Genomic DNA, 10619 nt, shown 5'->3' with positions numbered 1-10619 from the left:
GTAGGTCATCGTCAAGATTAAATTCCGAAACCCCTATCTGCGTATGCAGGTAGGGGTTTTGTTTTGCCCGCAGGAAAACTGACGTTTAGGGTTTCTATGCAACTGCTCGGTGCATGGCTATCATGCGGGCCTCATTGTGAGGCGAGACTTGCATGCTGACGTTGTTAAAGCTTCTTAAGGATGGTCGATTCCATTCGGGCCAGGCCCTGGGCGTCGCCTTGGGCGTCAGTCGTAGTGCTGTATGGAAGCAGCTTCAGCATTTGGAGGCTGAGCTCGGCTTGTCCATTCATAAAGTGCGCGGTCGCGGCTATCAGCTGGCTGCGCCATTGACGCTGCTTGATCCTGTCGAGATATGCGCGCGTGAGCCTTCCTGTGAGTGGCCCATCCTGGTCCTCGACTCAATTGACTCTACCAATGCTGAAGCCTTGCGCGCTATTGAGCGTGGCCAGGTCGCGCCATTTCTGGTGCTTGCTGAGCGGCAAACGGCCGGTCGCGGACGGCGTGGACGCAAGTGGGTGAGTCCGTTCGCAGAAAACATCTATTACAGCCTGGTGCTGCGCATTGAGGGTGGGATGCGGCAGCTGGAAGGCTTGAGTCTAGTTGTTGGGCTCGCCGTACTGCAGGCCTTGCGAGAGCTTGGTATTTCGGGCGCGGGGTTGAAGTGGCCCAATGATGTTCTGGTTGGTCAGAAAAAAATTGCTGGAATATTGCTCGAATTGGTGGGTGATCCTGCAGATGTGTGTCACGTAGTGATCGGTGTCGGGATCAATGTGAACATGCAGATGACTGATGAGGTTGACCAGCAGTGGACGTCCATGCGGCTCGAGTCGGGCAAGGCGGTTGATCGCAATCACCTGGTTGCGAAGTTGGGGGTGATGCTCCGGGCCTACTTGAGTCGCCACCAGGTCGGCGGATTTCCGGCTATCCGGGCGGAGTGGGAGCAAAATCATCTATGGCAGGGACGCGCCGTGTCGTTGATTGCTGGAGCTAGTCAGATAGATGGAGAGGTGTTGGGTATCGATGGTCAGGGTGCCTTGCGCTTGAAGGTGGATGGCGTGGAAAAAGTCTTTAGTGGTGGTGAGCTCAGCCTGAGGTTGCGTGATGATTCTTGAGCTCGATTGTGGAAACAGTTTCATCAAGTGGCGTGTGCTCGGCGCGGATGTCGGGCGGGTGGTTGGTGAGGGTGTCGTTGATTCGGATCTCGCGCTGCTTGAGAGCTTGAGGGGGCTCAAGGGGCTCGCTCTCAAGCATTGTCGGTTAGTGAGCGTCAGAACCGCTGAAGAAACCGGAGCCTTGATCTCTTTGTTGTCAGAGGCTTTCGGTGTTTCCGTGGTGTGCGCCACACCGGCTCGGGAAATGTCCGGGGTTCGTAATGGCTATGAAGAGTTCGAGCGGCTAGGGCTTGATCGCTGGCTAGCAATGCTCGGAGGATTTCACCTGGCTTCAGGTGCTTGTCTGGTGCTCGACTTCGGTACCGCAGTCACTGCTGATTTTGTCGCTAGGGATGGCGAGCATCTTGGAGGGTTCATCTGTCCGGGAATGCCCTTAATGCGTAACCAGTTGCGTACTCATACCCGTAGAATCCGCTATGGCGACCTTGCTGCCGAGCGCGCTTTGGAGAGTCTTGTTCCCGGGCGTACTACCGTCGAGGCGGTCGAGCGAGGTTGCTTGCTGATGTTGAGGGGCTTTGTTCAGGCTCAGCTAGAGTTGGCGCGCAGCTATTGGGGGGAGGATTTCGCTGTATTCCTCACAGGAGGAGATGCTGATCTGGTCTCCGAGATTGTGCCTGAGGCCAGGGTGGTTCCAGATCTGGTGTTTGTAGGGTTGGCTATGGCGTGTCCCTTGTCTTGAGGTTTTTATGCGTTGGTTGTTCCTGCTACTGCTTGTTCTCAATGTGTTCTATTACGTCTGGCACCAACAGGAGGCTCCGCTTCGCGCGAAGGATGTGACCCCCTTGAGTTTGTATCGGGGCTCTCAGCAGGACATTCGTTTGTTGAGCGAGGCGACTGATACGACCCGAGACAAAGGAAAATCCACGCAGACGGAAAGCAGTTGTCTCTATCTGGGCGGTTCTGCCCGGCAGGAAGTCGCTCAGGCAATCGAACATCGATTGAGTGGCATGGACATCAAGTTTCAGTCCTTGCCGAAGGATCTCCCTGAATATGCGGGTTACTGGTTGCGTGTGGCGCCGGAAAGCCGGCGTTTGCTGGATGACTTGCAGTTGCAAAGCCTTTCTAAAGAATTCAATGAGTTAAAACATAAAATAATGCCGTGCGAGGGGGTTGCACCTGTCGAATAGTTTGCATAGAATGGCGCCCGCTTCGCAGTGAAGACCTTTTAAAGGTTGACGGTGCGAAGCGAGGTCAACGCAGCTAACCTCAGGTTTTTAATGAGAAAATGCTTGACAGAAGGCTGGCATAGTATAGAATGCCGGCTCGCTTAGGAGGGGTTCCCGAGCGGCCAAAGGGATCAGACTGTAAATCTGACGTCTACGACTTCGAAGGTTCGAATCCTTCCCCCTCCACCATTTTTAGCGAGAGCTGCAAGCTCCGCGGGTATAGTTTAGTGGTAGAACCTCAGCCTTCCAAGCTGATGATGCGGGTTCGATTCCCGCTACCCGCTCCAGGTTTGCAGGTCCTGCAAAGTGTTACGCTCTTGTAGCTCAGTTGGTAGAGCACACCCTTGGTAAGGGTGAGGTCAGCGGTTCAAATCCGCTCAAGAGCTCCATATAACAAGGCAGATATGAAAATATCTGCCTTTGTTTTAATGGCTTGTAGATGCGCGTTGTTGCCTGAGAGGGTGTTGTGCGTCTTAGGTGCTGGTGTGCATGGCCAGGATCGATGAGTAAATTGTTGTAAAGTCTTTTTCGGGCCGGCATAATGGTCGGCCTGATTTTGTTTTAGGTCAGTAGCTCAATTGGCAGAGCGACGGTCTCCAAAACCGTAGGTTGGGGGTTCGATTCCCTCCTGACCTGCCAGATTCACCAGGTGTGTCTGGCTTTCTTTTCACAGGATCTTCATAGATGACTCCTAAAGCTGAAGCTCAAGGCTCTCGCTTCGATCTACTTAAGTGGCTGGTAGTAGTTGCTTTGGTGATTGTTGGCGTTGTTGGCAATCAGTATTACTCTGCTTCGCCGATCCTGTACCGCGTGCTCGCTTTGCTGGTCATTGCTGCTGTAGCTGCCTTTGTAGGCTTGCAGACGGTTAAGGGCAAGTCTTTCTTTGTACTGGTTAAGGAAGCGCGCACCGAGATTCGTAAAGTCGTTTGGCCAACTCGCCAAGAAACTACGCAGACCACGTTGATCGTTGTGGCTGTTGTTCTGGTTATGGCGTTGCTGTTGTGGGGGCTTGATTCCCTGCTCGGCTGGCTTGTTTCCTTGATCGTCGGCTAAGGGTGTCCCGTGGCTAAGCGTTGGTACGTTGTGCATGCTTACTCCGGTTACGAGAAGCATGTCATGCGTTCGTTGATCGAGCGCGTAAAGCTGGCTGGCATGGAAGATGGCTTCGGCGAAATTCTGGTTCCCACTGAAGAAGTGGTTGAAATGCGTAATGGCCAGAAGCGCAAAAGCGAGCGCAAATTCTTCCCAGGTTATGTGCTGGTTCAGATGGACATGAACGAGGGTACTTGGCACTTGGTCAAGGATACTCCTCGGGTGATGGGTTTCATCGGTGGTACTGCCGACAAGCCTGCACCAATCACAGATAAAGAAGCAGAAGCGATTCTGCGTCGCGTTGCTGATGGTAGCGACAAGCCGAAGCCGAAGACGTTGTTCGAGCCGGGTGAGTCGGTACGTGTCAACGACGGACCGTTTGCCGATTTTACCGGCACGGTTGAAGAGGTTAACTACGAAAAGAGCCGGATCCAAGTGGCGGTGCTCATTTTCGGTCGCTCTACTCCGGTAGAGTTGGAGTTCAGCCAGGTCGAAAAGGTCTAGCTGAGCAAGCATCCCAACCCCGCAGCCCCAGGCTGTGGGGTTTTGTCGTCACTGGGATAAACGCGCAAGTAACCGGGGAGCCTTTCGAGGCGTTTGAACCCGTAATTGGAGTGCCTCATGGCCAAGAAGATTACCGCTTACATCAAGCTGCAAGTGAAGGCCGCTCAGGCTAACCCAAGCCCACCTGTTGGTCCTGCTCTGGGTCAGCACGGCGTGAACATCATGGAATTCTGCAAGGCTTTCAACGCCCGTACTCAGGGTCTTGAGCCAGGTCTGCCGACTCCAGTGATCATCACTGTCTACAGCGACCGTAGCTTCACGTTCGAAACTAAATCCACTCCTGCTTCGGTTTTGCTGAAGAAGGCTGCTGGTCTGACTAGCGGTTCCGCTCGTCCGAACACCGTTAAGGTTGGCACTGTGACTCGTGCTCAGCTGGAAGAAATCGCGAAAACCAAAAACGCGGATCTGACTGCAGCTGATATGGAGGCAGCCGTGCGTACTATCGCCGGTTCTGCTCGTAGCATGGGCCTTAACGTGGAGGGTGTGTAATGGCTAAGCTGACCAAGCGTCAAAAGGCTATCGCCGGCAAAATCGAAGCAGGCAAGGCCTACAACTTTGTAGACGCTGCTGCTCTGCTGTCCGAGCTGTCGACTGTCAAGTTCAGCGAGTCGTTCGACGTAGCTGTGAATCTGGGTGTTGACCCGCGTAAATCCGACCAGGTCGTTCGTAGCGCTACCGTGCTGCCGCACGGTACCGGCAAGACCGTTCGCGTTGCTGTGTTCACTCAGGGTCCAGCTGCCGAGGCCGCTCTGGCTGCCGGCGCTGACCGTGTAGGTATGGACGACCTGGCTGCCGAAATGAAAGGCGGCGACCTGAACTATGACGTAGTGATCGCATCCCCGGATGCAATGCGCGTTGTAGGTCAGTTGGGTCAGATCCTCGGTCCACGTGGTCTGATGCCTAACCCTAAAGTCGGCACTGTAACTCCAGACGTAGCTACCGCGGTTAAAAACGCCAAGGCTGGTCAGGTTCGTTATCGCACCGACAAAAACGGCATCATCCACACTTCCGTTGGCAAAGTCGGCTTCGATGCCGTCAAGCTGAAGGAAAACGTTGAAGCCCTGATCGCTGATCTGAAGCGTATCAAGCCAGCTTCCTCGAAAGGTATTTACGTCAAGCGCGTTACCCTGAGCACTACTATGGGCCCAGGTCTGGTCATCGACCAGGGTTCGCTCGACGCGTAAGACGCAGGTTGGCGCAAGTAATTGCGCCAATTGAAAGATTGGGGTCCCTGCCTGGCGGGGGCTATCCAAGACCGTAGGCGACGCAAGTCTTAAACCTCAAGCCTACGCAGATGGTGCTCCCGGTTCCTTACCGAATCAGACACCAAAACGACATCCGGTTTCGACTGGATGAAACGGTAACAAGCAGGAGTTAAACCCGTGGCAATTAAACTCGAAGACAAGAAGGCCATCGTCGCTGAAGTCAACGAGGCTGCCAAAGTCGCTCTGTCCGCTGTCGTGGCTGATGCCCGTGGCGTAACAGTAGGCGCGATGACCGGACTCCGTAAAGAGGCTCGTGAAGCTGGCGTTTATGTACGTGTCGTACGTAACACCCTGCTCAAGCGCGCTGTTGCTGACACTGAATTCAGTGTCCTCAACGACGTGTTCACCGGCCCTACCCTGATTGCATTCTCCAAAGAACATCCAGGCGCTGCTGCCCGGATTTTCAAAGAGTTCGCCAAGGGTCAGGACAAGTTCGAGATCAAGGCAGCTGCGTTTGATGGCAAGTTCCTTGCCGCTAACCAGATCGACGTGTTGGCTACCCTGCCGACCCGCGACGAAGCTATTGCGAAACTGATGAGCGTGATCCAAGGCGCTACCAGCAAGCTGGCTCGTACCCTGGCAGCCGTTCGCGACCAGAAAGAAGCAGCTGCTGCCTAAGGCACAGCGAGACCTTTCAAAATCATATGTTTAATTTGATGGCTGCGTAAGCTGTCACCCCAATACAGGATTCAAGTCATGTCTCTGACTAACGAACAAATCATCGAAGCAATCGGCCAGAAAACCGTTCTGGAAGTTGTTGAGCTGATCAAAGCAATGGAAGAAACCTTCGGCGTTACCGCTGCTGTTGCTGCTGCTGGTCCAGCTGCTGCTGCCGCTGTTGTTGAAGAGCAAACTGAATTCAACGTCATGCTGACCGAAGCTGGCGAGAAGAAAGTTAACGTGATCAAGGCTGTACGTGAACTGACCGGTCTGGGCCTGAAAGAAGCCAAGGCTGTAGTTGACGGCGCTCCTGCCATGGTTCTGGAAGCTGTTGCCAAAGACGCAGCTGACAAAGCCAAAGCAGCTCTGGAAGAAGCAGGCGCTAAAGTCGAGCTGAAATAAGCATCGACTTTGCTCCTCCAGCCCGAGCGTTAAGCGAAAGGCTGATGGCTGGTGGCTCTTGCCACCGGCCTTTTTCCGTTATTGGCAGCCGACTGGGTCGGTGCTGGTAACGAGCTGTATCCACCCGATGTGGTGGCGCAAACCATGGGGTTTGCACGATTTTCTGGCTGCTCCCGTCGGGAGGGGCCAAACAAGCAGGTGACCAAGCTGGGGAACGCTGATGGCTTACTCATATACTGAGAAAAAACGTATCCGCAAGGACTTTAGCAAGTTGCCGGACGTCATGGATGTGCCGTACCTCCTGGCCATCCAGCTGGATTCGTATCGTGAATTCTTGCAAGCGGGAGCGACTAAAGATCAGTTCCGCGACGTGGGCCTGCATGCGGCCTTCAAATCCGTTTTCCCGATCATCAGCTACTCCGGCAATGCTGCGCTGGAGTACGTCGGTTATCGCCTGGGCGAACCGGCATTTGATGTCAAAGAATGCGTATTGCGCGGTGTAACTTACGCCGTACCTTTGCGGGTAAAAGTGCGCCTGATCATTTTCGACAAAGAATCGTCGAACAAAGCGATCAAGGACATCAAAGAGCAAGAAGTCTACATGGGTGAAATCCCCCTGATGACTGAGAACGGTACCTTCGTAATCAACGGTACCGAGCGTGTAATCGTTTCCCAGCTGCACCGTTCCCCGGGCGTGTTCTTCGACCACGACCGTGGCAAGACGCACAGCTCCGGCAAGCTGCTGTACTCCGCGCGCATCATTCCTTACCGCGGTTCGTGGCTGGACTTCGAGTTCGACCCGAAAGATTGCGTATTTGTGCGTATCGACCGTCGTCGCAAGCTGCCTGCATCGGTACTGCTGCGTGCGCTGGGCTATACCACTGAAGAAGTGCTGGACGCGTTCTACACCACCAACGTCTTCCACGTGCAGGGTGAAAACCTCAGCCTGGAACTGGTGCCTCAACGCCTGCGTGGTGAAATTGCTGTCCTCGATATTCAGGATGACAAAGGCAAGGTTATTGTCGAGCAAGGTCGTCGTATCACCGCTCGCCACATCAACCAGCTGGAAAAAGCCGGGATCAAAGAGCTGCAAGTGCCTCTGGACTACGTCCTGGGTCGCACTACTGCCAAGGTCATCGTGCATCCGGCTACCGGCGAAATCCTGGCAGAGTGCAACACCGAGCTGAACACCGAAATCCTGGCAAAAATTGCCAAGGCGGGCGTTGTTCGCATCGAAACTCTGTACACCAACGATATCGACTGCGGTCCGTTCGTCTCCGACACCCTGAAGATCGACTCCACCAGCAACCAATTGGAAGCGCTGGTCGAGATCTATCGCATGATGCGTCCAGGCGAGCCGCCAACCAAGGACGCTGCCGAGACACTGTTCAACAACCTGTTCTTCAGTCCTGAGCGCTATGACCTGTCTGCGGTCGGCCGGATGAAGTTCAACCGTCGTATCGGTCGTACCGAGATCGAAGGTTCGGGCGTGTTGTGCAAAGAAGACATCGTCGCGGTTCTGAAGACTCTGGTCGACATCCGTAACGGTAAAGGCATCGTCGATGACATCGACCACCTGGGTAACCGTCGTGTTCGCTGCGTAGGCGAAATGGCCGAGAACCAGTTCCGCGTTGGCCTGGTACGTGTTGAACGTGCGGTCAAAGAGCGTCTGTCGATGGCGGAAAGCGAAGGCCTGATGCCGCAAGACCTGATCAACGCCAAGCCAGTGGCTGCGGCGGTGAAAGAGTTCTTCGGTTCCAGTCAGCTGTCCCAGTTCATGGACCAGAACAACCCGCTGTCCGAGATCACCCACAAGCGTCGTGTCTCTGCACTCGGCCCAGGCGGTTTGACTCGCGAACGTGCAGGCTTCGAAGTTCGTGACGTACACCCGACTCACTACGGTCGTGTATGCCCGATTGAAACGCCGGAAGGTCCGAACATCGGTCTGATCAACTCCCTGGCCGCCTATGCGCGCACCAACCAGTACGGCTTCCTAGAGAGCCCGTACCGCGTGGTGAAAGACGCTCTGGTCACCGACGAGATCGTGTTCCTGTCCGCCATCGAAGAAGCTGATCACGTGATCGCTCAGGCTTCGGCCACGATGAACGACAAGAAAGTCCTGATCGACGAGCTGGTAGCTGTTCGTCACTTGAACGAGTTCACCGTCAAGGCGCCGGAAGACGTCACCTTGATGGACGTGTCGCCGAAGCAGGTAGTTTCGGTTGCTGCGTCGCTGATCCCGTTCCTCGAGCACGACGACGCCAACCGTGCGTTGATGGGTTCGAACATGCAGCGTCAAGCTGTACCAACCCTGCGTGCTGACAAGCCGCTGGTAGGTACCGGCATGGAGCGTAACGTGGCTCGCGACTCCGGCGTTTGCGTCGTGGCTCGTCGTGGCGGCGTGATCGATTCCGTCGACGCCAGCCGTATCGTGGTTCGTGTTGCTGATGATGAAGTTGAAACCGGCGAAGCTGGTGTCGACATCTACAACCTGACCAAGTACACCCGCTCCAACCAGAACACCTGCATCAACCAGCGTCCGTTGGTGAGCAAAGGTGATCGGGTTCAGCGCAGCGACATCATGGCCGACGGTCCGTCCACCGATATGGGTGAACTGGCTCTGGGTCAGAACATGCGCATCGCGTTCATGGCATGGAACGGCTTCAACTTCGAAGACTCCATCTGCCTGTCCGAGCGTGTTGTTCAGGAAGACCGTTTCACCACGATCCACATCCAGGAACTGACCTGTGTGGCGCGTGACACCAAGCTTGGGCCAGAGGAAATCACTGCAGACATCCCGAACGTGGGTGAAGCTGCACTGAACAAGCTGGACGAAGCCGGTATCGTTTACGTAGGTGCTGAAGTAGGCGCAGGCGACATCCTGGTAGGTAAGGTCACTCCGAAAGGCGAGACCCAGCTGACTCCGGAAGAAAAACTGCTGCGTGCGATCTTCGGTGAAAAAGCCAGCGACGTTAAAGACACCTCCCTGCGTGTGCCTACCGGCACCAAGGGTACTGTCATCGACGTACAGGTCTTCACCCGTGACGGCGTTGAGCGTGATGCTCGTGCACTGTCGATCGAGAAGACTCAACTCGACGAGATCCGCAAGGACCTGAACGAAGAGTTCCGTATCGTTGAAGGCGCTACTTTCGAACGTCTGCGTTCCGCTCTGGTCGGCCACAAAGCCGAAGGCGGCGCCGGTCTGAAGAAAGGTCAGGAAATCACCGACGAAGTTCTCGACGGTCTTGAGCACGGCCAGTGGTTCAAACTGCGTATGGCTGAAGATGCTCTGAACGAGCAGCTCGAGAAGGCTCAGGCCTACATCGTTGATCGCCGCCGTCTGCTGGACGACAAGTTCGAAGACAAGAAGCGCAAACTGCAGCAGGGCGATGACCTGGCTCCAGGCGTGCTGAAAATCGTCAAGGTTTACCTGGCAATCCGTCGTCGCATCCAGCCGGGTGACAAGATGGCCGGTCGTCACGGTAACAAGGGTGTGGTCTCCGTGATCATGCCGGTTGAAGACATGCCGCACGATGCCAATGGCACCCCGGTCGACGTCGTCCTCAACCCGTTGGGCGTACCTTCGCGTATGAACGTTGGTCAGATCCTTGAAACCCACCTGGGCCTCGCGGCCAAAGGTCTGGGCGAGAAGATCAACCGGATGGTCGAAGAGCAACGTAAGGTTGCTGAACTTCGCAACTTCCTGGACGAGATCTACAACCAGATCGGCGGTCGTAACGAAGATCTGGATAGCTTCTCCGACCAGGAAATCCTGGATCTGGCGAAGAACCTGCGTGGCGGCGTTCCAATGGCCACTCCAGTGTTCGACGGCGCCAAGGAAAGTGAAATCAAGGCCATGCTGAAACTGGCAGACCTGCCAGAAAGCGGCCAGATGCAGCTGACCGACGGCCGTACCGGCAACAAGTTCGAGCGCCCGGTTACTGTTGGCTACATGTACATGCTGAAGCTGAACCACTTGGTAGACGACAAGATGCACGCTCGTTCTACCGGTTCGTACAGCCTGGTTACCCAGCAGCCGCTGGGTGGTAAGGCGCAGTTCGGTGGTCAGCGTTTCGGGGAGATGGAGGTCTGGGCACTGGAAGCATACGGTGCTGCTTACACTCTGCAAGAAATGCTCACAGTGAAGTCGGACGATGTGAACGGCCGGACCAAGATGTACAAAAACATCGTGGACGGCGATCACCGTATGGAGCCGGGCATGCCCGAGTCCTTCAACGTGTTGATCAAGGAAATTCGTTCCCTCGGCATCGATATCGATCTGGAAACCGAATAACACG

General features: G+C 55.2%; 10 protein-coding genes and 4 tRNA genes. All 14 read left to right on the top strand.

What is annotated here, in order from left to right; translation table 11 throughout:
* Window positions 1-152 precede the first annotated feature (152 nt).
* The 14 genes from birA (at window position 153) to rpoB (ending at window position 10615) form a co-directional block, all read left to right on the top strand.
* Window positions 153-1112: a bifunctional biotin--[acetyl-CoA-carboxylase] ligase/biotin operon repressor BirA gene (gene birA / locus AC1RL4_RS17510; RefSeq protein ID WP_019581415.1), complete on the top strand. Its 960-nt coding sequence runs from the start codon at window positions 153-155 to the stop codon at window positions 1110-1112.
* Window positions 1102-1851 (top strand): pantothenate kinase, encoded by a 750-nt coding sequence (locus AC1RL4_RS17505; RefSeq protein WP_019581414.1) that lies wholly within the window; start codon window positions 1102-1104, stop codon window positions 1849-1851. Before birA ends, AC1RL4_RS17505 begins: the two co-directional genes overlap by 11 nt.
* A 7-nt stretch (window positions 1852-1858) precedes the next feature.
* Window positions 1859-2299 (top strand): hypothetical protein, encoded by a 441-nt coding sequence (locus tag AC1RL4_RS17500; RefSeq protein WP_230173010.1) that lies wholly within the window; start codon window positions 1859-1861, stop codon window positions 2297-2299.
* Between the two features lie 143 nt (window positions 2300-2442).
* Window positions 2443-2527: transfer RNA gene (locus AC1RL4_RS17495), tRNA-Tyr, on the top strand.
* Window positions 2528-2551: 24 nt separating this feature from the next.
* Window positions 2552-2625 (top strand) — tRNA-Gly (locus tag AC1RL4_RS17490).
* Window positions 2626-2651: 26 nt separating this feature from the next.
* A tRNA-Thr gene (locus AC1RL4_RS17485) sits at window positions 2652-2727 on the top strand.
* A gap of 174 nt (window positions 2728-2901) precedes the next feature.
* Window positions 2902-2977 (top strand) — tRNA-Trp (locus AC1RL4_RS17480).
* A gap of 45 nt (window positions 2978-3022) precedes the next feature.
* Entirely contained in the window at window positions 3023-3391 is a 369-nt protein-coding gene (gene secE / locus AC1RL4_RS17475) for a preprotein translocase subunit SecE (protein WP_007933728.1), read from the top strand.
* Between the two features lie 9 nt (window positions 3392-3400).
* Complete coding sequence (nusG, locus tag AC1RL4_RS17470; RefSeq protein ID WP_007933727.1) at window positions 3401-3934, top strand: transcription termination/antitermination protein NusG; 534 nt, start codon at window positions 3401-3403, stop codon at window positions 3932-3934.
* A gap of 117 nt (window positions 3935-4051) precedes the next feature.
* A complete protein-coding gene (gene rplK / locus AC1RL4_RS17465; RefSeq protein WP_007933726.1) occupies window positions 4052-4483 on the top strand; it encodes a 50S ribosomal protein L11 in 432 nt (143 codons plus the stop codon).
* The gene (rplA, locus tag AC1RL4_RS17460) at window positions 4483-5178 is read left to right on the top strand and encodes a 50S ribosomal protein L1 (protein WP_007933725.1); all 696 of its coding nucleotides are present in this window, start codon (window positions 4483-4485) and stop codon (window positions 5176-5178) included. The genes rplK and rplA overlap by 1 nt, the downstream gene beginning before the upstream one ends.
* A 198-nt stretch (window positions 5179-5376) precedes the next feature.
* Complete coding sequence (gene rplJ / locus AC1RL4_RS17455) at window positions 5377-5877, top strand: 50S ribosomal protein L10 (RefSeq protein ID WP_018925653.1); 501 nt, start codon at window positions 5377-5379, stop codon at window positions 5875-5877.
* Between the two features lie 78 nt (window positions 5878-5955).
* Window positions 5956-6321 carry a 50S ribosomal protein L7/L12 gene (rplL, locus tag AC1RL4_RS17450; RefSeq protein ID WP_018925654.1) on the top strand — a complete coding sequence of 122 codons (366 nt, stop codon included), beginning with the start codon at window positions 5956-5958 and terminating at the stop codon, window positions 6319-6321.
* A gap of 220 nt (window positions 6322-6541) precedes the next feature.
* Entirely contained in the window at window positions 6542-10615 is a 4074-nt protein-coding gene (gene rpoB, locus AC1RL4_RS17445) for a DNA-directed RNA polymerase subunit beta (protein WP_230173025.1), read from the top strand.
* Window positions 10616-10619: the final 4 nt, after the last annotated feature.

The sequence above is a fragment of the Pseudomonas sp. GW822-FHT07A10 genome (genome assembly GCF_058798795.1).
Note: the sequence above shows the minus strand (reverse complement) of the source record. Positions and strands in the feature narration are given on the sequence as shown.

Bases quoted from the DNA above. Each gene is read 5' to 3' on its own strand.
- birA (WP_019581415.1), top strand. From the start codon at position 153: ATGCTGACGTTGTTAAAGCTTCTTAAGGATGGTCGATTCCATTCGGGC.
- AC1RL4_RS17505 (WP_019581414.1), top strand. From the start codon at position 1,102: ATGATTCTTGAGCTCGATTGTGGAAACAGTTTCATCAAGTGGCGTGTG.
- AC1RL4_RS17500 (WP_230173010.1), top strand. From the start codon at position 1,859: ATGCGTTGGTTGTTCCTGCTACTGCTTGTTCTCAATGTGTTCTATTAC.
- secE (WP_007933728.1), top strand. From the start codon at position 3,023: ATGACTCCTAAAGCTGAAGCTCAAGGCTCTCGCTTCGATCTACTTAAG.
- rplK (WP_007933726.1), top strand. From the start codon at position 4,052: ATGGCCAAGAAGATTACCGCTTACATCAAGCTGCAAGTGAAGGCCGCT.
- rplA (WP_007933725.1), top strand. From the start codon at position 4,483: ATGGCTAAGCTGACCAAGCGTCAAAAGGCTATCGCCGGCAAAATCGAA.
- rplL (WP_018925654.1), top strand. From the start codon at position 5,956: ATGTCTCTGACTAACGAACAAATCATCGAAGCAATCGGCCAGAAAACC.
- rpoB (WP_230173025.1), top strand. From the start codon at position 6,542: ATGGCTTACTCATATACTGAGAAAAAACGTATCCGCAAGGACTTTAGC.